The sequence below is a fragment of the Brevibacillus sp. SKDU10 genome (genome assembly GCF_001645205.1).
GTDB classification, from domain to species: Bacteria; Bacillota; Bacilli; order Brevibacillales; family Brevibacillaceae; genus Brevibacillus_B; species Brevibacillus_B halotolerans.
This window is the reverse complement of record NZ_LSSO01000057.1, coordinates 1-20594: the sequence shown is the minus strand read 5'-3', so window position 1 is coordinate 20594 and position 20594 is coordinate 1. Positions and strand designations below refer to the sequence as shown.

Below are 20594 nucleotides of genomic sequence, written 5' to 3'. Positions count from 1 at the left end.
GATTTTTTCTTTTAGGTAAGCGGCTTGGGTAAACGTATGACAAAAACCGTAGCTTCGGTATCCGTGGAGGTAAGCTTGATTGTACCTCCGTGCTTGGTCACGATCCGCTTAGCAATAGATAAGCCAAGACCTGTTCCTCCTTCACTAGCACGGGAGGAATCAGCCCGGACAAATGGTTCGAAAATATTTTCCTTAATATCTTCTGAAATTCCAATTCCATTGTCCGCAATCTTAATGACTACATAGTATTTTTCCTCTGACAATGATATACGCATGGTTGTTCCTGCGGGATTGTACTTAATCGCATTCACCAATAAGTTACTTAATACACGAGTTAATTGAATCCGATCAAAATACAGATAGAGTTCTCGTTCCGGTATGTCTAATTGCAAATGAAATTGTTTATCCAGCATTTCTGTATAATGCAAAACAACCATATCACGGACAAACTCTGTAATCTCTTCTAAACGTAAATGCAGTCGGTAATCAGGAGCGTCCAATTTAAGCAGCTCAAACAGATTATTAATAAGGTGATTTACCCGGATTGATTTCTGATAGATATATTCTAGGTAGCGCTGTTTTCGTTCCTCATCCGTGGCCATTCCTTCCTTTAAGGCTTTAGCATATCCCTGAATGCTGGTGATCGGTGTTTTTAAGTCATGGGAGATATCCATTAACATCCGCTGCTTGCCCTTTTCTAGGATTTCATTTTCACGGCGTGTCTCTTCCAGTACATCCGCCATATAGTTAAAGGTATCGCGGATTTGTACAAATTCATGCTCAGCCTTTAGATGAATACGGGCACTATAGTCACCATCTGTCATTTTTTTCAACGCGTCTAAAATAATAATCAGCGGAGCTTTAATACGGCGAGCTGTCCAGTAAATATACAGCACAATGAAAATCAGCATGATGAAACCAAACATGGCTAAATAAGTCATAAAGCTTTTCGCAAATGGATCGAAAATATCGATCTGTTTCAGGTCCTTAGACACAAGGATATTGTTTCTGGGTATCTTTAATAATAAATACGGTGTTTTTGAATCAAGAGCATTCTGGTACATCGAGTAGTAATAGGGCTGTTGTTCATGATTTTGCAAAAGCTCGAATAACTGATTCTCGGAATAGGACTTACGATCATCCAGCTTGTTGCCGTATACCCGAACCAGTTGTTTATTGGCATTGAGGTGTTCCAACCAGCCTCCAATACTTTTTAAATGCGGAAGGAGCTCCTTACGTTGATCCTCCTGCTTGTAATTAGCAGCTTCAATTTTTACATCAACAATATCCATACTTTCGATATGATTGAAGGTAACATTGAGAAGATAGATAGCAAGTCCGATTAGAACAACCAAAAGAAAAAAATTAAAAACAAAGTAGTCAAGGATGAGAGAGGTATAGAGACTACGCGATTTTTTAGGCTTCAACCATTTTTTCAAATTTATACCCCAATCCTCGAATGGTTTTTATATAAGTTGGTTGTTTCGGATCATCCTCGATTTTTTCACGTAATTTGCTAATGTGCACCATAATGGTATTATCATCATTGGCATAGAAGTCGCCCCATACTGCTTCATAAATTTTCTTTTTGGTAAAAACCTGACCGGCATTAACCATCAAGAGTTCTAGTATTTTGTATTCGATAGAAGTCAGTGAAATAGCTTCCTCATTTCGATAGACGAGACAGCTCGCTTTATCTAGGATCATCTCCCCAATTTTAATAAGCTGCTCCTCTGGGTTAACAGGGGCTTCCACAGTAGGGGTAAATTCATGAACACGGCGAAGAAGAGCCTGAATCCGTGCAATCACCTCCAAAGGATTAAACGGTTTTGTGATATAGTCATCTGCCCCAAGTCCTAAACCTAAGATCACATCATGATCCTGCGTGCGTGCTGATAAAAACATGACGGGAATATTATAGGCTTGCCTGATCTCCTTAATAAGCTGAAAACCATCTTTTCCAGGCATCATAATATCAAGGATGACCAAATCCACTTTCTTTTGAGCCAAAACGGGTAAAACGCTATCTCCATTATGAACTTCTATGACATGAAAATCTTCCTTCTCAAGATAGAGCGTTAAAAGTTCAACGATCTCTCTCTCATCATCGGCGATTAATATGGTATATGACACGATTTCTCCTCCGTTCTTTTCCTAAGCAAAACGTTACATTTAGAGTAACACGGACAAAGGACTTAGATGTTACATTTTAATCAAAAAGTCAAGCATGTTATAATATCTAATTCTACTATTTACATATAATGGGGAATTGATTATTCTTTTTGGTGAAGAAGGCTATTGGTCAAATTAAGATAACCTTTAGCTTGGGATCAGGAGAATAAAAGGTTTTCCCGCTATAATATAAACAAGTAAACATCATTCAATTTTTGAGGTTTATGCAGATGGATATGAGATAATCAAATCTACCTGTAAAAAAGGGAGGTCATATTTTGTTTGAATCATTGAAAGTTAGTTTGTTAAAGCCAAATAACCTAGGCCAGCTTGTAAACAAGAAAGCTGGGGTCGTATTTGGATTTATCCTGTTTCTTGCCTTACTGATTAGCGTGTTTGGTTTTTCTAGTTTTTATCATACATCAAACATGTTTTTAAAAGAGGCACAGGCTGTACTAAACAGCACACCGGATTTTACCTTTAAAGATGATGTGTTGAACATGCAGACTGATCAGCCGATTTATTCTCCTAACAAAATGTTTATCTTTGACCCTAACAATCAAGTAAAAGCAGAGAATTATCCCAAAGGTTCGTATGTAGTTATTTTTGGGAAGGTAAAGGCAACATTTATGGAAAATGGTGTTGTTGTACGAGAAACAAATTATATGAATTCTGGTTTGCGTGACATAAGCAAGCAAGAATTTACGGAACTAGTTGATTGGCTTATAACCAAGGAAACGGTAATCTGGACCACTATATTTGCAGGTATCTTTATTTACATGATTTTTAGCACGATGTTTACTGCATTTATTCTTGGTATTTTGGCATACATTATCAGCAATCTTCAGAAAAAGGAATTAACATTTGGTCAAGCGTTTAAATTAGCGATCTTCAGTCTGACAGTACCTTTCCTGATTAAAGGGATTCTAGTGTTAGCTGCATGGCCTGTCCCTATTGGCCCGATTACCTGGGGGTTAGGTGCTGTTTACGTTGTCATGGCTGTGCGGAACATAAAAACAAGCTGATTTAGGGAGGCATACCATTGTATAATGGCTAATATTAGAAAGCCAAGGAGGAAAAACACCATGTCGCAGGTACAAGTCAGAATTCTTTCTGTAAATGTAGGACAGCCTCAAGTTCTTCCTTATAAAGGACAAGAGGTAGTAACAAGCATATGTAAACAACCAGTAACAGGGCCTCTCTATCTTTCGAAAACCCAATTACAGGGGGACGCTCAAGCCGATTTGAAGTATCATGGCGGGGTAGATAAAGCAGTATGCGTTTACGCATCCGAGCACTATCCCTATTGGGAGAAGACACTGGGTAGGGCATTGCCGGCTTCTGCCTTTGGAGAAAACTTAACCATAGAAGGATTGCTTGAGGATGAGGTTTGTATTGGGGATATTTACAGGATTGGCGGTGCTGTGGTGCAAGTCACTCAGCCAAGACAGCCATGTCATAAATTAGCAAAGCGCTATGATGTAATTGATCTGGCGGTACAAGTACAGAATACAGGCTATACGGGTTTTTATCTGCGGGTCTTACAAGAGGGAGAAATTTCACAAGAAGACACGATGACATTGGTTGAAAAAGATCCTCATGGCATTTCGATTGCATTTGCTAATCAAATCATGCATCACGATAAAAAGAATAAACAAGCGGTAAAGCAAATTTTGAAGGTAGAAGCATTATCTGCTAGTTGGCGTCAAAGCTTTATGAAACGATTAGGAGACGAGGAAATAGACACATCTCTACGCCTACAAGGCTCTTAATGAATCATAAAGTAAAAAATCCAGGGTGATTGTACCCTGGATTTTTTGTTATACATAAATAAACAAGCTTGATTATTTTCGTTACAAACACTTCTAGACGTTGCTGTGTGCCTATGATCAGTCCAAGTTATACTTCTGCAATCTACATTACCTACTTATTGCAACACCAGCAAGCGATAATTACCAATAGAATAAATAGAACCAAGATGACTTCAAAGTTGTTGTTTGATCCACTGAAAATACTCATGGTCTAATCCCTCCCAATAAGATCTACTTTATCCTATGTTTCCATAAATAAAGTGTTTGGGTAGGGGCCTCACTGCTGAAAAAATGGACTATTATTGATAATGGCGTCCTTCATTGTTGTTTATCCAAATGATAAATAGGATGAAATAAAAGGGAACGCCAGATGTGTTATATACAAAGAAGATATTCATGATATCTTGGGATGATGCGCTTCCGCTGGAATAGGCCACAAATCCAATAGTAAGGACGGCCAACGTATTTATGATAAGAGCCAATAGTAGAAATAGTCCGGCGATTTTCTTTCTATTCATTGCTGCACTCCCCTTCTTTCTATACGAAGTAGTGATAAAGAATTTATTCCCATTTTAGTATAGCCCATTTATGTTGGGGAAACAACAAACAGAAATCCCTTTTTGTGAATAGGATGAAGGCGTGGGCTATTTACATTTCAAATGAGGTGTTTATAATAATTATTACAAAGTTTCCTTAGTGCAAAAAAGCGGTTGTTAAGGTAAAAGGGAAGACAGTATAACAAGTACATGTAAATAAAAGAGGTAAGCTGGGAAGGGAGTGATCTCAAATGTCTGATAAACATCACGAAGCGGTAGCATCAGAGCAGGGAAAAGGATGGAGAAGAGGGATTACCCAGCCTTCCTTACAAGAAGTGCACAGTTCAATGCCTGTACCCAAAAATGCATCCAAATTTCGTAAATTTCTAGCTTTTGCGGGACCGGGTTATCTGGTTGCTGTAGGATATATGGACCCTGGAAACTGGGCGACTGATTTGGCGGGAGGTTCCCAGTTCGGATATACGCTTTTGTCAGTGATTCTTCTTTCTAATATAATGGCAATGTTTTTACAAGCCCTCGCAGGAAAGCTGGGAATCGTAACAGGTCGGGACTTAGCTCAGGCTTGCCGGGATCACTATTCCAAGCCAGTAGCAATGGTCTTATGGGTTCTGTGCGAGATCGCCATTGCGGCTTGTGATTTAGCAGAGGTGATTGGATCAGCAATTGCATTGAATTTGCTATTCGGCATTCCGTTATTGTATGGGGTGTTGATTACTGCTATTGATGTGTTGTTAGTTTTGTTTTTACAAAATAAAGGATTCCGTTATATAGAAGCCATTGTTATTGCGTTAATCGGCACCATTGGGGTGTGCTTCGGAGTTGAGATCCTATTGGCTCAGCCTCAAATCAGCGAGATCATGCAAGGGTTTATCCCGCGTACGGAAGTCGTAACAAATCCTGCGATGCTCTATATCGCGATTGGGATTATTGGTGCAACTGTCATGCCGCATAATCTGTATCTGCACTCCTCTATTGTCCAAACACGTGATTTCGAACGGACGCAGACTGGCAAGCGGGAAGCGATTAAATATGCTCGTTTGGACTCAACGATTGCTCTATTCTTCGCCTTGTTTATCAATGCATCTATCTTGATTTTGTCAGCCTCTACGTTTCACCAGGCTGGCATGACAGATATAGCTGAGATTGGTGACGCTTATTATTTGCTGACTCCTGTGCTTGGAACAACAGCAGCGAGTATTCTGTTTGGGGTAGCCTTGCTAGCATCTGGTCAAAATTCTACTTTAACGGGTACATTGGCTGGTCAGATTGTCATGGAGGGTTTTATTAATTTTCGCATAACACCGTGGCTGCGACGTTTAATTACTCGTCTGATTGCGATTGTTCCAACGGTGATTGTTACAGCCCTATACGGAGAAAAAGGAACCACAGAATTACTTATATTAAGTCAAGTCATTTTGTCGATTCAGCTCCCCTTTGCGATTGTTCCTCTTGTGCAGTTTACCAGTAGCAAGGCTAAAATGGGCGAGTTTGTTAATAAGAAGTGGGTTACTGCTATTGCGTGGCTGATAAGTGGTGTCATTATTGCGTTAAATATATTTTTGATCTATCAAACTGTTACGCAGTTGTAGTTATTTTGTCTACAAAAAGGGATTGGACAGATAAATCACGAAAATAATAAGGTGCAAAAAAACCTACCAATACGTACAGCATCTAAGAAAATGGGCAGGCCAAATTGAGAGAAAAGTCGAGGTGAAGAAGCGTGGGAAAACTTGAAGAGATTTTAGAGTACAATAAAAAGTTCGTAGAAAATCAGAGATATACGGAGTTCACAACAACCAAGTTTCCTGATAAACGGTTGGTTGTCATTTCATGTATGGACACAAGACTGGTCGAACTTCTTCCTTACGCAATGAACGTCAAAAATGGAGATGTCAAGATTATTAAGACAGCAGGAGCTATTGTCTCTCATCCGTTTGGGGCGGTTATGAGAAGTATCTTAGTGGCTATCTATGAGTTACAAGCAGAAGAAGTCATAGTGGTAGGTCATTACGATTGTGGAATGAGTGCGATTAATCCTACGCATTTTTTAGAAAAGGTGCGAGAGCGAGGGGTTTCGGCAGATTCGTTACATCTATTAAAAAATGCTGGGATTAATTTGGAAAAATGGTTGCGAGGTTTTGATAACGTGACCGATGCTGTCAAAGAGAGTGTCGATATGATCCTTAATCATCCGTTACTGCCTCCATCGGTGCCAATCCATGGTTTAATCATTGACCCAAGTACAGGTAAACTAGATGTAGTTATAAATGGATATGAAAAAAAATAAAATGTACAAAAGAGTCATTACGCATATTTTACGTAATGACTCTTTTTTTTTACGGTAATAGAGTTAATAATGTTTAATTTTGTTTTATTTGATAAAACGTAAAAATAAAATTAGTATAAAATTTATTCATATCATTCGTTATAAACATAAAAGGGGGATTTACAACTATGAAGAAAAATATATTTGTGTTGATGAGTTCCGTTCTTGTAGTAGGTGCTGCTCTTGCAGGCTGTAGTGCAGGTAACGGTAACGGAGCTGCTCCAGCTGGTAACGAATCTAAAAAGTCTGAAGATTCAAAAGCAAGCGGCAATCAAACCCTTCGTTTAAACCTTGCATCTGAGCCTCCTACGCTTGATCCTGGTCTTACAGAAGATGCTACTTCTGGGGCAATTGTTCGTTCTACCTTTGATGGTCTAACTCGTTTGGGTGAAGACGGCAAGCCTCACAATTCTGTTGCATCCGATGTTAAAATTTCAGATGATTTAAAAACATATACATTCACATTGCGTGATTCAAAGTGGTCTAACGGTGACCCTGTTACTGCTAAAGACTACGAATATGCTTGGAAACGCGTTCTTACTCCAAAAACAGCATCTAGCTATGCGTACCAGCTTTATTACATTAAGGGTGCAGAAGCATTCCATAAGGGTAAAGGAAAAATGGAAGACGTAGGTATCAAAGCTATTAATGATAACACATTAGAAGTTACGTTAGAAAACCCTACTCCATTCTTCTTGGAGCTAACAGCTTTCTACACATACTATCCAATCAATCAAAAAGTAGATACCGAAAATCCTGACTGGGCGAAAAATGCAAAAACCCACGTGGGTAACGGTCCGTTCAAGCTAGATACTTGGGAGCATAAGAGTAAGATTGTGTTGACCAAGAACGAAAACTACTGGGATAAAGATTCTGTAAAAATGGAAAAAATTGAATTCTCCATGATTGATGATGGCAATACAGAGCTTTCCATGTTTGACAACGGTGATTTGGATTGGGCAGGTAAACCAGTTGGAGACTTGCCAACAGATGTTGTGCCTATCAAAAAAGCAGAGGGTGCCTTGAAGATGAAGCCTACTGCATCCATCTATTGGTACAAGTTCAATACAGAAAAAGCACCGTTTACTAATGCAAAAATCCGTAAAGCCTTTGCCTATGCGGTAGATCGTAAAGCGATTGTAGAAAACATTACGCAAGCTGGAGAGCAACCTGCACTAGGTATCCTGCCTCCAACTATGGCTATTAAACCAGAAGGCTACTTTAAAGATAACGATGCAGCAACAGCTAAAAAATTGTTAGACGAAGGTATGAAAGAGCTAGGTATCAGCAAGCTGCCTCCAATTTCACTATCCTTTAATACGTTGGAAGGTAACAAGAAAATTGCAGAAGCCATCCAAGACCAATGGAAAAAGAACTTGGGCGTAGATGTAAAACTAGAAAATACCGAGTGGAAAGTATACATTGATAAGCTACACCAAGGTAACTATCAAATCGGACGTATGGCTTGGTCTGCAGACTTCAATGATCCAATTAACTTCCTAGAGCTGTACCGTGATAAAAAAGGCGGTAACAATGATACAAACTGGGAAAATCCAAAATACAAGGAGCTATTAATCAAGTCAGCTTCTGAACCAAATCCAGAGAAACGTACACAGTTGTTTGCTGAAGCAGAGCAAATCATCATGGATGAAATGCCTGTAATTCCAATCTACTACCGTACACAAAACTGGATTCAAAATGACAAAGTAAAAGGCGTATTGCTTGATGCACTTGGTTTCGTCGATTACAAATGGTCTTACATTGCTGAATAAGATATCAAAGAATAAAAAAAGAAGCCTGTTGAGTTGTTCAACAGGCTTCTTGTATTTGATTGTGTATCGTGCCTTTCATTAAAATGAAAGGAATATAAGCATGCGCTACAAACGGCAAATGTCTGGTGGACAATCATCACAGCATATTTTTTCCCGTAAATAGTGAATGTCCTTTACTAGAATGTAGCCATTTGGCAGAGGTTCAATAACATCTAGTTTTTTTAAATCACCTAATAACCGATTAACACTTTCGCGTGTAAGTCCAATAAATTGAGCTAAGTCTTTATTGGTCAGTGATAGATCGATCAGGATACCGTTTGGAAGCTGACGGCCGTATGTGTTACACATGCGAATGAGAGTTGAATAGAGTGCACCTGTTTTTCCGTTTAATAAAAGATCGCGGAACTTAGATTGCATACGGCGGTTCTCAAGACTCATCCAACGTAGGAACTCTACACAATAGGCTCCGTTTGCCGTGAGGAGCTCTTCTAGGGACGCACGAGAGATGACTCGTAATTCACCGGGCTGTAGGACAACGGCAGTAGCGCTATAACACAGGGATGAATTAAACAACCCGAACAGACCAAATAACTCACCCGGATTATATACTTGAAGGGTTAATTCTTTTCCGTCTGTGCTTGTCTTAGATAGTCGAACCTTACCGCTTTCTACCAAATAAACATAATCAGCAGGGTCTCCGTCAAAAAATAACGGCTTACCCGGAATACTTTCAACGAGGGTCGACATACGTTTCATATCTTCCCAAAATGCTCGAGATATTTGATCCACGAAGGTTTTCGTTTCTACAGGCATGAAGATTTTCCCTCACTTCATACTTTTCTCTCTTGTAAGTGATACTTGTTACAAGGTACGGTCTTAGTATATCAATTACGGTTGCATATGAATATAGCATCATAACTATTTTGCCATTTGTCCATAAATGTATGAAAGAAGTATGAAAAATAAGCGGGGTGACGAAAAATGGTGGATTCATTATGTATTGTAATTTTAGCAGGGGGACAAAGCAGCCGTATGGGTAAGCCCAAAGAACTACTGGAATGGCAGGGGAAACCACTCCTTTTACATATGCTAGAGCAGATTTTGCCTCTGGGTCGCCCCTGTGTGATTGTGACGAATGATCCAAAACGATTGCCTCACATCAATGAGCTTGGAACAAAAGTGTTTATCACAGGTGATATAGTAGCTTCACATGGGCCGATCAGCGGTATTTATTCGAGTATGTCTGTAAGACAGGAAGAGTGGTATTTGGTTGTATCCTGTGACCTGCCATTTTTACGTACGAAGCATGTACAACGCTTATTCGATAATTTAAACGATCGTTTAGATAAAGATATAAATGCTGTAGTAGCTAAAGCGGGCGGGCGATTACAGCCGTTATTTGCGCTTTATCATCAACAAACCAAAGAAATTTGGAAGACGGCTCTGGATCGGGAAGATTTCCGGGTAATGCATGCGTTAGAAGAGATGATTGTAAAGGAAGTAACGGATGAATGCTGGGATGATCTGACGACGTTTAATATGAATACCCCTGCTGATTATGAAGAAGCAAAAAAAGTATGGAATAGCAAAAATTCATTAGGAGAAAACAAATGAACAAGGAAATAAACCAAATGGAATCTACAGATAGTGTTATTCAATTTGTGGGGTATTCCAACTCAGGCAAAACTACATTGGTATGCAAGTTAATTGAGCGATTTACACAAATGGGAATACGACTGGGTGTAATTAAGCATGATGGGCATGACTTTGAATTAGATCAGGAGGGAAAGGATACATGGAACTTCCGGCAGGCAGGAGCTCCTATGGTAGCTATTCAATCGGCTACACAAACCGCTTGGATGGAAAATCAAGCAGTTCCACTCCCAAAGCTTATCACGAGGATGAGCGAGCAAGGGGCCGAGCTGATCATAGTGGAAGGCTTTAAACGGGAGTCCTATCCGAAAATTGTGGTAATCCGGCGTGAGAAAGACAAGGAGTTGCTGGACAAGGTGCAAAACATCTTGGCAGTAGTAAGCTGGCTGCCATTACAGAAGATGTCTATCCCTGTTTTTTTCATTGATCAGGTGGAGGAGATTTTTCAATTTGTTGATAGGCACAGGCTTGTACAAAATAAGAAAACAAAAGAAAATAAATAAAATAATGAGATTGGCTGAGGAAACGTGAGAGTGTTTCCTCAGAAATGCGTAATTTTACATGAAATTGACAGTTTTTGTAGCTAGATCACTGTTAACAGAAGATAAGCAAGGACGTATAATAAGACTCGTAAGCAACCAATAGCATAACGGCCAAATCCCGAGGCATTCGGGAACGGAGGACCCACTTTTTATTGGGGTTAATTCTACTAGATGTAGAAGGGATGAGTAACTCTTTCGCCATCCTACCCGTCAGCTAACTTCGTCGGCTAAAGCGAAGGAGGTCAATGAGACCACCTGTATTTATTGAGGGGTTTTTTCTTATTCCCTCAGAGCTAAAAGCGTAGGTCTTTTTGTTTTGCTTACATTTATTTCAAACATCATACGTACAACTGTACGAAAGAGGATTAGGGAGACAGAACGCAAAGAGAGCGATGGCTAGCTGGGCGTTAGGTAGACCAATGAGTGCTTCTTTTTTGACGGTTGAACATTATAACAAATGAGTAGGCAGGCTCTGGTGAGGCAATAGGTAAGCTTCGCTAGGATAGGCTGTGACTTACGGTTTGTATCATGTTCTTTTTGCCGTTTGGATAGGAGCAAGCATTGGTCTATTTTTTGTTCCAAGGTGGACTTCAAATCAAAGGGAGAGCACAGGGGAACCACAGATTGTCGAACGTTGATCAGACAGTTGGCAGAGGAGGAAAAAAGGATGGATATTGTTGCGATTTTACTGGTGGCAGGTGTATTCGGTCTGTTTTTTGGGACGGTGGCATTCTGTGACAAAGTGGTAACAGAAGAAGGGAGAGAAGAGCGGTGACTATACTCATGATTATCGTTACAGGGGTTATTCTCTACCTCATCGATGCATTAATTCGTCCTGAAAAGTATTAATAGTACCAACTGTAAACTGTAGAAACGTTAGGAGGAACTGTTGTGGATTTGTTGCAAATTGCCGCAGTATTAGGAATGTTGCTGATCCTAGCCATTTTATTTGGCCGTTACTTGGCGCAAGCTTTTTCATGGGAGGCAACTAATATAGACCGAATATTTGAAGGATTCGAGCGAATTGTATATAAAGCTTCTAGTATTCAAGTGAGAGCAATGACATGGAAACAGTACGCAGGAGCGGTATTACTTAGCAATCTTGTCATGTTTGTCATTGGGTATCTCATTGTTAGACTTCAGGGATTTTTGCCGGGGAATCCTAGTCGGATTGATGGCATGGAACCGCTGCTTGCCTTTAATACAGTAGCTAGCTTTTTAACAAATACGAACTTACAGCATTATAGTGGAGAGTCAGGCTTGTCCTATCTGTCCCAAATGACGGTTATTATCTATCTGATGTTTACAACGCCTGCCACTGGTATTGCGGTTGTGATGGCCTTTATGAGAGGAATTACAGGACAAAAGCAGATTGGCAACTTCTACGTAGACCTGATTCGGGCACATACTCGCGTGTTATTGCCTTTGGCCGTGGTTGTTACTTTATTATTGGTGGCTCAAGGGGTGCCCCAAACGATGAGTCCAACAGTGACTGCTACTACTTTACAGGGTGCAGAACAACAAATCGCTCGTGGACCTGTGGCTTCCATGGAAGCCATTAAGCACCTTGGTACAAACGGAGGAGGATTCTTTGGGGTTAACTCTTCACATCCCTTTGAGAATCCTACACCTTTAACCAATGTTATTGAAATCTTATGTATGTTTCTCATCCCGGCTTCCTTACCGTTTACTTTTAGTGCTATGACACGCAATAAAAAACAAGGAATTATGATATTTATTGCTATGTTCCTGATGTTTTTAACTTTCTTGACGATTGTGTATGTTGCAGAATCGAATGGAAATCCAGCGTTAGCTCAAGCGGGGCTGTCTCAGGCGAATGGCAGCATGGAGGGGAAAGAAGTTCGCTTCGGCATTGCACAGTCGGCTCTATTTACTGCGGTAACCACAGCGGCTACTACAGGAACGGTTAATAACATGCATGATACCTTAACGCCACTTGGCGGGATGGTTCCTTTAGCTCAGATGATGCTAAATTGCGTGTTTGGCGGAGATGGTGTCGGCACAATGAACATTTTGATGTATGCCATTATGGCTGTGTTTTTAGCAGGCTTGATGGTAGGGCGTACACCAGAATATTTGGGACGCAAGATTGAAAGTAAAGAGATGAAATTAATCGCAATCGCTATTTTGATTCATCCGTTAATCGTCCTAGCTCCATCTGCGATTGCTTTGGCTAGCGAACTAGGAGCAAGCTCTATTTCAAATGCTGGCTTCCATGGAATTTCTCAAGTGGTATATGAATTTACTTCTTCAGCAGCTAATAACGGTTCGGGATTTGAGGGCCTATCTGATAATACGCCATTTTGGAATATCTCAACGGGCCTGGTCATGTTATTTGGACGCTATTTCTCTATTATTTTAATGCTAGCGGTAGCAGGCTCCCTTATGATGAAGAAACCTGTTCCGGAAACCATTGGTACCTTTCGCACGGATAATGCAGTATTCATGAGCATCCTGCTTGCTACGGTACTCATTGTAGGTGCGTTAACATTCTTCCCTGTGATTGCCCTTGGTCCTGTTGCTGAGTGGCTGTCGATACGCTAATGAAAAAAGGAGTCCTTCCCTATGAGTAATCAACGAAAATCCTTGGTTACCAAGGAGATAGTTTGGCAGGCAATGATTGATGCCTTTACGAAATTTAACCCGCGGTTGATGGTTAAAAATCCAGTCATGTTTGTGGTGGAAATAGGCTTTGTGATTACCCTCATTTTAAGTGTTATGCCAAATGCCTTTGGTGGCGAGTCCAATGCTTTTTACAACAGTATCGTGAGCGTGATTCTATTTGTGACCATCCTGTTTGCGAATTTTGCTGAGGCTCTGGCGGAAGGGCGCGGTAAGGCACAGGCTGATAGCTTGAAAAAAAGTAAACAGGATATGACAGCAAATCTATTACAAAAAAATGGAGTCATAAAAGTGGTTAATTCCACAGAGCTACGCAAAGGCGATATTGTTATCGTTACTACCAATGAGCTAATACCAAGCGATGGCGAGATTATTGAGGGAGTAGCATCAGTCGATGAGTCGGCTATTACGGGCGAATCGGCTCCAGTCATCAAGGAGGCAGGCGGAGATTTTAGTTCGGTTACTGGCGGTACTCGCGTGGTTAGTGATCGAATTACGGTACGTGTAACGGCAGATCCAGGGGAATCCTTCTTAGATCGAATGATCAGCATGGTCGAAGGAGCAAAACGGCAAAAAACTCCTAATGAGCTAGCCTTAAATACTCTTTTAATAAGCTTAACGTTAATTTTTTTGATCGTATGTACGACACTGTTACCAATTGCTTCTTATGTAAATGTAGGGATTCCAGTTGCGACCTTGGTGGCCCTGTTGGTTTGCCTTATACCAACAACCATTGGTGGATTATTATCTGCGATTGGGATTGCAGGGATGGATCGGGTCACCCAATATAATGTGATTGCAATGTCAGGAAAAGCGGTCGAAGCGGCAGGAGATATAAATACCATTATTTTGGATAAAACCGGGACAATTACGTATGGCAACCGGATGGCCTCTGAATTTGTGGCAGTAGGCGGTTCAAAACAAGAAGAGCTATATCGAGCAGCCCTGCACAGCTCCTTGCATGACGAAACACCAGAGGGACGCTCTATTGTAGAACTAGCTAAAAAAATGGGAGTTCCTGAATCAGAGTGGCACATTTCAGGTACAGAAGGTGTGGAATTTAGAGCAGAAACTCGGATGAGCGGGACTAATTTTTCAGATGGTCGCGTGGTAAGGAAAGGGGCCGTTGATGCCATTAAAGCCTATGTTATAGAGAGAGGCGGTCAAGTTCCTAACGATTTGGACACGACAGCGAATCGAATGGCTAAAGAAGGAGGCACCCCATTAGCCGTGGTAGATGGTACTCGAGTATTGGGCGTCATTTATTTAAAGGATACGGTAAAAGCAGGTATGCGCGAGCGCTTCGAGGAGCTGCGGCGGATGGGAATCAGGACTGTGATGTGTACAGGTGACAATCCATTAACAGCGGCTACCATTGCACGGGAAGCCGGTGTGGATGATTTCATTGCAGAAGCTAAACCAGAGGACAAGATCGCGGTTATTCGCAAGGAACAGGCGGAAGGAAAGCTGGTGGCGATGTCGGGTGATGGTACGAATGATGCACCTGCACTAGCTCAAGCCGATGTGGGATTAGCGATGAATAGCGGTACGGTTGCTGCGAAAGAAGCTGCGAACATGGTTGATCTGGATTCTGATCCGACCAAAATTATCGAGGTAGTGGCAATAGGGAAACAGCTTCTTATGACTCGTGGAGCCCTTACTACCTTTAGTATCGCAAACGATATTGCCAAGTATTTTGCCATTATTCCGGCGATGCTAATGGTGGCAATTCCTCAGATGCAAGCGTTGAACATCATGCAACTGGCTACACCCCAAAGCGCAATTGTATCAGCATTGCTGTTTAACGCGATCGTTATTCCTTTGTTAATACCGTTAGCGATGAAGGGTGTTACATATAAACCTATGAGTGCAATCAAGCTCTTGTCCCGCAATCTGTTTATTTACGGATTAGGCGGAATCATTGCTCCTTTTATCGGTATTAAGCTATTGGATATGCTGTTGGTGGTAGTTGGTCTGCAATAGAAAAACTAATAAATGAAAAGGTGAGTAATCATGTTAAAAAATATACGAGTCAGTCTTGTGCTGTTATTGATCTGCGGCGTTATTTATCCCTTGCTTATGACAGGTCTGGCTCAGGCGTTAATGCCGGCACAGGCAAATGGAAGCTTGATTACGGATGCGACTGGGAAGGTCATAGGGTCTAAGCTAATTGGTCAATCATTTACTGACCCGAAATACTTTTCTGGACGTGTTTCTTCTATAGAATATAACGCGGCTGGCTCAGGCTCGAATAACTATGCTCCGTCCAATCCAGCATTAGTGGAACGAATGAAAAAGGACGTAGCAGCTTTCTTGACTGCGAATCCGACTATTGTGCAGGCCGAGATACCGGCAGATTTAGTAACGAACTCAGCTTCAGGACTTGATCCGCATATTACACCAGAGGCGGCTCGTGTTCAGGTGCCGCGCATTGCAGCCTTGCGCAATTTGACTACAGATCAGCTTAACCAACTCATTCGTAACCACACAGAGGATCGCTCGCTGGGCCTGTTTGGTGAAAAACGAGTAAATGTATTGGAGTTAAACATGGCGCTGGATCAGGTGAAGTAGTATGGATGATTTTCGCCGAAAAACGCCAGAGGAAATCTTGCGCTCTATTTTGGAAATCCATAAAGGCCGTTTGCAAATTATTCTGGGGGCGGTTAGTGGCTCGGGAAAAACCTACCACATGCTGTTAGAAGGGCAACGCCTCCGGAAAAAAGGCTTAGATGTGGTTATTGGTGTGATTCATTCACGTGCCATTAACCGAGGGAAAAATTACGAGAAACTGGAAGGCCTCGACGTAATACCTGCTATTGCTTGGGATGAAAAGGGCATTTTGAAAGAGGACCTCGATATCGAGGGAATCGTTAGACGTGACCCAGAGGTCGTCTTGGTGGATGAGTTAGCGCATCGGAATCGACCCGAAGCGATACGTCGTACTCGGATCGAGGACGTTCGTTATCTGTTAGAACACAATATAAGTGTGATTACTACGCTTAATATCTACGAGCTCGAAGGAATGAAAGGCATAGCCCAACGACTAACCGGGGTGCCTGTTCGTGTAGCCGATTGTGTGGCGGATGAGACGTTAGCCGAAGCGGATGAGGTAAAGCTTTTGGATGTTCCACCGGAAGTTATTCTTAAGAGATTGCAGGAGGGAAGGATTTTACCTCACTCATCTCAAGGAGAAGCGTTGTCTAAGCTTAAGTCAAAGCATCAGCGTTTGTATCGGCATGATAATTTGGCTGTGCTAAGAGAATTGGCATTACGTTTCGTGGCTGGGGAAGTAAATGATGATTTAGACAGATATCGTGAACAACAGGGGATGCTTGGCCCGTCTGGAGCGAGTGAGCGTATCCTGGTTACTGTTCAGTATCACTGGAATGGTTCGATTTTGATTCGGCGCGGACAACAGGTAGCTAAACGCTTAGGTGCGGAGCTTCTTATCGCATGCTTTCGTAATAGCAAACGGATGATGTCTAAGGAAGAGGCAACCTTTAAACGCTCAATGGTTACGTTGGCGCAAAAAGTGGGTGCAAGCTTTGAAGAGGTTCCTTTATCCAAGGATAGTGATGTTGCTAAAGAGATTGTACAGTACGCTTTGCATCATAACATTACTCGGATTGTCATGGGGCAATCCAAGCGAAGCAGATGGGAAGAAATTGTGCATGGTTCGATTATTAACAAGATTTTACGCAAAAGCAAAAATACAGATGTCCTGATCGTGGCAGATCGCTCGGCAACCAGTGGGGGACGGGTTCTCCCTGCTAAACGCCATCGTGGATTTGTTCCTCATCCATTTCATCGCCTTTCGACAGAGGAGATGGAAAAGGAGATTAAACGAATAAAACGTGGCAAATTAAAAATTTTTGTTGGAGCAGCGCCAGGTGTAGGAAAGACATACACTATGCTTCGCGAGGCGAATGAGCTGTTACACAGTGGGATAGATGTTGTAATTGGATTATTGGAGACGCATGGGCGCAAAGAGACCCACGAGCAAATAGGGAAGCTAACGACTATTCCGAGGAAGATGATGTTCTATAAGAATGTATATTTGGAAGAAATGGATACTGAGGCTATTATTAGGCGCAATCCGGAAGTGGTTCTAGTGGATGAATTAGCCCATACCAATGTTCCGACTAGCCGGTTCTTAAAAAGATACGAAGATGTCGAGCGCATACTGCAAGCTGGCATTTCTGTAATTTCAACCATGAATATTCAGCATGTAGAAAGTCTAACTGATAGTGTTGAACAAATCACAGGTATTCGAATACGGGAAACAGTCCCTGACCGCATCTTACACGATGCAGATGAGATTGAGCTGGTGGATATTTCTCCTAAAGCTTTACAAGAGAGAATGAAAGAGGGCAATATTTATGCCTTAGATAAGGTAGAGCAGTCGCTAAATCACTTTTTTCAGCTTGGAAATCTGATTGCCTTACGTGAATTAGCTTTACGTGAAGTGGCGGATGATGTGGATGAGCGTTTAGAGTCTTGGGAGCGTAAGGGGGCGTTACGCGGGCCGTGGAGAAAACAAGAGACTATTTTTGTATGTGTAAATTTACGTGAAGACAGTGGGCGATTAATACGACGGGGATTTCGCATTGCTTATCGGTTAAAGGCAGATTGGTATGTTGCGTATGTACAGGATCATAATCCCCTTACTCCAGATGAGCTTGATTTACTAGACAAACTTAGGTATTTAACGGAACGCATGGGTGGATCTTTTGAAATTTATCAAGTACAAGAACGAAGGCACATTTTTCGTGAGTTAGTCATGCAGATGAATCGTAAAAATGTTACGCAGGTCATCATCGGCCATTCTGCTCGGACGAGATGGGAAGAAATAAAAACGGGCTCCGTTGTACAAAAATTATTAAGGCAAATACGCCATATGGATGTTCTTGTTGTTGCGGATCATAATCCAGTCACACAGTAATTTGTATGAATGAGGCGAAAGCAGGATGAAAAGTATGCTTATTGTAGGCCGTGGAGAAGTTTTTTGTGATTTTGTTCAAACCGCTAGTAAGCATGAGTTAGATCGAAATCTAATAGATGGCTTGCAGATTGTGGCCTTTTATCGGGAAGCATTGAGACATGACATGGTTAAAGAAGGATTTCGCCAAGTGGCTACACAGGGCTTTGCTCCTGAAGAAACAAAGCTTGCTTCGTTTGAACAGGTTTACTTGTTTCCTGATGAATGGAACGATTCGTTTCGAGTTATTGAATTTTTCGTTAGTTTGGGTACTTGTCGCGTATATGTTATGACGCAGCTACCGCGGTATGCTCCTTTGTATCGGAGATTAGGGGCACATTATGTGTTTATCAGTAGTCCTAAGCATCGAGGGTATCGCTGGTTGTTGGATAATGCTGAAGATGATGAAAACACTCCTCTATAAAGCGGAGGAGTGCTTTCAACACTTTAGTGTTCATATATGGGAGAGTCTGTTAATTGCTGGAGGTATTATCTTGTAGGTGTTTTTCTAGGTCTTTGTCCAGTACGTATACCTCGATCCGTTCACCCATTTTGGTACTGATATCACTGTGGCTGGAAAGAACCTTAAGGCCCGTAATTCTTTCTACAATTGCCTCCGTTTCCTGACTGTACATTTCACGCAGGATTTCGCGCATTTGTTTAACAACGCGGCGCCCTTTTTCATGATGAGACAAATGCTTTTCCTCTACAGTAAGGACTCCTTTAAAGCGAGAAATGATCATGTCACTGACGATATATGTTTTGGCTTCTTGGGGGCCGCGTCCAATCAGCTCTCTTTGAAATTTAATAAAAGCTTCGCTGATTTCGGCTTCCAGCTTTTTTTTGGATAAGTTACTCAACTGACTCCCTCCTAAGGAAAGACGTTCTATTCTGTTAATAGTGGCAGCTTCATGGATATACTACCCAGCAGAAGAAAGACTGTCAATGAGGTGGTTTGTGGAGATTGGGCATGGCAGAGAAAAGCAGTGTTTTAAGTCAAATTCACCCGGTTGAGAGAGATCGTTCATGTAAATCGATTCCGATCAAGAGAGAAATGTACGTGAGAAGGTCGTAAGAGGGATAGGGAGGCAAATGGGTATGTCTTACAATCACAGGATCCGTCAAGGAGGAGAGATGGCAATGATAAGTCTTCAGGAGAATATGGAATTAAAACGGATTGCTCAGGCTTTAGAAAGATTGCTTCAGCATTTAGATGAAGAGAAGAGGAGTACGATCCAATCAAAGCTGAAGCACAAAATGAATCTTTCGATGGAAATGAGATTATTTCAGCGCATTGTAGCTGTCTATCAAGAGGAAGAGATCATGAAAAGAGAGTGTGCGTTAAAGAGAAAATCATCCTGTCGCCTCTCTAAGCAAATTCAGTTGGTTTTTTTGCGTTTTTTGATGGAGCATAGTTCAGTTATAGAATTTGAACTGGATGGGGGCTTTATTATTGGTAAAAAAGCTGGGAAGGTCATGCTTGCTATTAAACTGTTTCCGCATTTGGGTGGGTACCGTGGGAAAGCCTGGTATAAAATGATTGATAAGGTTGCCAGAGAAGCATGTAAACAATATCAGATTGACAGCGGACAGGTGTACTTGTTTGTATCTTCATTAGTTAATAGCATAGATGTTCGAGATGTAAAAGAGCTAACAGGAAAAAGCTATCGTAGTTCCTCTGACATTCTGTCTATCCAGCATCGATCTATCTTATATGAGTATTTGAGGCTCTATCTGGGGCGTATTACTGGTCTAAAGGAACCTGATAAACAGATATATTTTTTGTGTGCTAATATCCATCCGAATATGGTAAGCCTTCAAGTGAAAAACGACGATAGTGATGGAATTGGAATGGAGCAGCAGGATTGGTTAAAGCCTTCTATCGCTGAATTAATTCATGTAATAGAAAAAAAGAAATAATATAGTTGCATAGAATATTCTATTATGATATCATTTGAAATCGTTGCGCAGTTGCCACACTTATTTAAAGGTAAATTAAATTTTAATCACGCTAAAAAAACTTTTAAAAAAGTATTGACTTCTAAACAACTGATATGCTATATTATAAAAGTACCACCGAGGAACACGAAATAAGAGGTTGGACGGTGGAAGTTAAAATGATCTTTGAAAACTGAACAGT

Annotated in this window: 20 protein-coding genes and 1 riboswitch; of the genes, 14 read left to right on the top strand and 6 right to left on the bottom strand. The window is 41.3% G+C overall.

Annotated elements, in window-relative coordinates; translation table 11 throughout:
- Positions 1–11: 11 nt before the first annotated feature.
- Both AYJ08_RS04355 and AYJ08_RS04350 read right to left on the bottom strand, forming a co-directional pair.
- Positions 12–1439 carry a sensor histidine kinase gene (locus AYJ08_RS04355; protein WP_064016732.1) on the bottom strand — a complete coding sequence of 476 codons (1428 nt, stop codon included), beginning with the start codon at positions 1437–1439 and terminating at the stop codon, positions 12–14.
- The gene (locus AYJ08_RS04350; RefSeq protein WP_031413345.1) at positions 1417–2133 is read right to left on the bottom strand and encodes a response regulator transcription factor; all 717 of its coding nucleotides are present in this window, start codon (positions 2131–2133) and stop codon (positions 1417–1419) included. Before AYJ08_RS04350 ends, AYJ08_RS04355 begins: the two co-directional genes overlap by 23 nt.
- A gap of 317 nt (positions 2134–2450) precedes the next feature.
- Between AYJ08_RS04350 and AYJ08_RS04345 the strand changes: the two genes are divergently transcribed.
- On the top strand, positions 2451–3197 hold the full coding sequence (locus AYJ08_RS04345) for a DUF1189 family protein (RefSeq protein WP_064016731.1): 747 nt from the start codon (positions 2451–2453) through the stop codon (positions 3195–3197).
- A 60-nt stretch (positions 3198–3257) separates the two neighbouring features.
- Positions 3258–3944 carry an MOSC domain-containing protein gene (locus AYJ08_RS04340; RefSeq protein ID WP_064016730.1) on the top strand — a complete coding sequence of 229 codons (687 nt, stop codon included), beginning with the start codon at positions 3258–3260 and terminating at the stop codon, positions 3942–3944.
- Between the two features lie 151 nt (positions 3945–4095).
- Here the strand turns inward: AYJ08_RS04340 and AYJ08_RS23325 are convergent, their stop codons facing one another.
- Together AYJ08_RS23325 and AYJ08_RS04335 are read right to left on the bottom strand one after the other, a co-directional pair.
- Positions 4096–4191, bottom strand: a complete 96-nt coding sequence (locus tag AYJ08_RS23325) for a YjcZ family sporulation protein (protein ID WP_156037945.1) — start codon at positions 4189–4191, stop codon at positions 4096–4098.
- A gap of 91 nt (positions 4192–4282) precedes the next feature.
- Positions 4283–4501, bottom strand: coding sequence for a hypothetical protein (locus tag AYJ08_RS04335; RefSeq protein WP_064016729.1), 219 nt, complete (start codon positions 4499–4501; stop codon positions 4283–4285).
- Between the two features lie 269 nt (positions 4502–4770).
- Here AYJ08_RS04335 and AYJ08_RS04330 point away from each other — a divergent pair, with 269 nt between their 5' ends.
- The 3 genes from AYJ08_RS04330 to AYJ08_RS04320 all read left to right on the top strand — a co-directional run bounded on the left by AYJ08_RS04330 (position 4771) and on the right by AYJ08_RS04320 (position 8638).
- Positions 4771–6129 carry an Nramp family divalent metal transporter gene (locus AYJ08_RS04330; RefSeq protein ID WP_064016728.1) on the top strand — a complete coding sequence of 453 codons (1359 nt, stop codon included), beginning with the start codon at positions 4771–4773 and terminating at the stop codon, positions 6127–6129.
- Between the two features lie 131 nt (positions 6130–6260).
- Positions 6261–6827 carry a beta-class carbonic anhydrase gene (locus AYJ08_RS04325; protein WP_031413352.1) on the top strand — a complete coding sequence of 189 codons (567 nt, stop codon included), beginning with the start codon at positions 6261–6263 and terminating at the stop codon, positions 6825–6827.
- A gap of 167 nt (positions 6828–6994) precedes the next feature.
- A complete protein-coding gene (locus AYJ08_RS04320; protein ID WP_064016727.1) occupies positions 6995–8638 on the top strand; it encodes a peptide ABC transporter substrate-binding protein in 1644 nt (547 codons plus the stop codon).
- 105 nt (positions 8639–8743) lie between these two features.
- Here the strand turns inward: AYJ08_RS04320 and AYJ08_RS04315 are convergent, their stop codons facing one another.
- Complete coding sequence (locus tag AYJ08_RS04315) at positions 8744–9451, bottom strand: Crp/Fnr family transcriptional regulator (protein ID WP_003333608.1); 708 nt, start codon at positions 9449–9451, stop codon at positions 8744–8746.
- A 168-nt stretch (positions 9452–9619) separates the two neighbouring features.
- On the opposite strand from AYJ08_RS04315, the gene mobA reads away from it, so the two are divergent.
- The 8 genes from mobA (at position 9620) to AYJ08_RS04280 (ending at position 18878) form a co-directional block, all read left to right on the top strand.
- Positions 9620–10252, top strand: coding sequence for a molybdenum cofactor guanylyltransferase (gene mobA, locus AYJ08_RS04310; RefSeq protein ID WP_064016726.1), 633 nt, complete (start codon positions 9620–9622; stop codon positions 10250–10252).
- Entirely contained in the window at positions 10249–10794 is a 546-nt protein-coding gene (gene mobB, locus AYJ08_RS04305) for a molybdopterin-guanine dinucleotide biosynthesis protein B (RefSeq protein WP_082890859.1), read from the top strand. The genes mobA and mobB overlap by 4 nt, the downstream gene beginning before the upstream one ends.
- A 138-nt stretch (positions 10795–10932) precedes the next feature.
- A riboswitch (cyclic di-AMP (ydaO/yuaA leader) is annotated at positions 10933–11077 on the top strand.
- 539 nt (positions 11078–11616) lie between these two features.
- Positions 11617–11682 carry a potassium-transporting ATPase subunit F gene (locus tag AYJ08_RS24845; protein WP_081476729.1) on the top strand — a complete coding sequence of 22 codons (66 nt, stop codon included), beginning with the start codon at positions 11617–11619 and terminating at the stop codon, positions 11680–11682.
- A 42-nt stretch (positions 11683–11724) separates the two neighbouring features.
- Complete coding sequence (gene kdpA / locus AYJ08_RS04300) at positions 11725–13398, top strand: potassium-transporting ATPase subunit KdpA (RefSeq protein WP_064016725.1); 1674 nt, start codon at positions 11725–11727, stop codon at positions 13396–13398.
- Between the two features lie 21 nt (positions 13399–13419).
- Complete coding sequence (kdpB, locus tag AYJ08_RS04295) at positions 13420–15459, top strand: potassium-transporting ATPase subunit KdpB (RefSeq protein ID WP_064016724.1); 2040 nt, start codon at positions 13420–13422, stop codon at positions 15457–15459.
- 30 nt (positions 15460–15489) lie between these two features.
- Positions 15490–16047 carry a potassium-transporting ATPase subunit KdpC gene (gene kdpC / locus AYJ08_RS04290; RefSeq protein ID WP_064016723.1) on the top strand — a complete coding sequence of 186 codons (558 nt, stop codon included), beginning with the start codon at positions 15490–15492 and terminating at the stop codon, positions 16045–16047.
- A gap of 1 nt (position 16048) precedes the next feature.
- The gene (locus AYJ08_RS04285; RefSeq protein WP_064016722.1) at positions 16049–18418 is read left to right on the top strand and encodes a universal stress protein; all 2370 of its coding nucleotides are present in this window, start codon (positions 16049–16051) and stop codon (positions 18416–18418) included.
- A gap of 25 nt (positions 18419–18443) precedes the next feature.
- Complete coding sequence (locus AYJ08_RS04280; protein ID WP_064016721.1) at positions 18444–18878, top strand: hypothetical protein; 435 nt, start codon at positions 18444–18446, stop codon at positions 18876–18878.
- A 49-nt stretch (positions 18879–18927) separates the two neighbouring features.
- On the opposite strand, the gene AYJ08_RS04275 is transcribed toward AYJ08_RS04280, so the two are convergent.
- Positions 18928–19314 (bottom strand): Na-translocating system protein MpsC family protein, encoded by a 387-nt coding sequence (locus tag AYJ08_RS04275; RefSeq protein WP_003333597.1) that lies wholly within the window; start codon positions 19312–19314, stop codon positions 18928–18930.
- Positions 19315–19588: 274 nt separating this feature from the next.
- Between AYJ08_RS04275 and AYJ08_RS04270 the strand changes: the two genes are divergently transcribed.
- The gene (locus tag AYJ08_RS04270) at positions 19589–20374 is read left to right on the top strand and encodes a hypothetical protein (protein ID WP_064016736.1); all 786 of its coding nucleotides are present in this window, start codon (positions 19589–19591) and stop codon (positions 20372–20374) included.
- Positions 20375–20594 lie beyond the last annotated feature (220 nt).

Excerpts from the sequence above, each read along its gene's own strand:
- AYJ08_RS04330 (WP_064016728.1), top strand. The coding sequence starts at position 4,771 with ATGTCTGATAAACATCACGAAGCGGTAGCATCAGAGCAGGGAAAAGGA.
- AYJ08_RS04315 (WP_003333608.1), bottom strand. The coding sequence starts at position 9,451 with ATGCCTGTAGAAACGAAAACCTTCGTGGATCAAATATCTCGAGCATTT.
- AYJ08_RS04335 (WP_064016729.1), bottom strand. The coding sequence starts at position 4,501 with ATGAATAGAAAGAAAATCGCCGGACTATTTCTACTATTGGCTCTTATC.
- AYJ08_RS23325 (WP_156037945.1), bottom strand. The coding sequence starts at position 4,191 with ATGAGTATTTTCAGTGGATCAAACAACAACTTTGAAGTCATCTTGGTT.
- AYJ08_RS04270 (WP_064016736.1), top strand. The coding sequence starts at position 19,589 with ATGGCAATGATAAGTCTTCAGGAGAATATGGAATTAAAACGGATTGCT.
- AYJ08_RS04340 (WP_064016730.1), top strand. The coding sequence starts at position 3,258 with ATGTCGCAGGTACAAGTCAGAATTCTTTCTGTAAATGTAGGACAGCCT.
- AYJ08_RS04320 (WP_064016727.1), top strand. The coding sequence starts at position 6,995 with ATGAAGAAAAATATATTTGTGTTGATGAGTTCCGTTCTTGTAGTAGGT.
- AYJ08_RS04285 (WP_064016722.1), top strand. The coding sequence starts at position 16,049 with ATGGATGATTTTCGCCGAAAAACGCCAGAGGAAATCTTGCGCTCTATT.
- kdpC (WP_064016723.1), top strand. The coding sequence starts at position 15,490 with ATGTTAAAAAATATACGAGTCAGTCTTGTGCTGTTATTGATCTGCGGC.
- AYJ08_RS04280 (WP_064016721.1), top strand. The coding sequence starts at position 18,444 with ATGAAAAGTATGCTTATTGTAGGCCGTGGAGAAGTTTTTTGTGATTTT.
- mobA (WP_064016726.1), top strand. The coding sequence starts at position 9,620 with ATGGTGGATTCATTATGTATTGTAATTTTAGCAGGGGGACAAAGCAGC.
- kdpB (WP_064016724.1), top strand. The coding sequence starts at position 13,420 with ATGAGTAATCAACGAAAATCCTTGGTTACCAAGGAGATAGTTTGGCAG.
- mobB (WP_082890859.1), top strand. The coding sequence starts at position 10,249 with ATGAACAAGGAAATAAACCAAATGGAATCTACAGATAGTGTTATTCAA.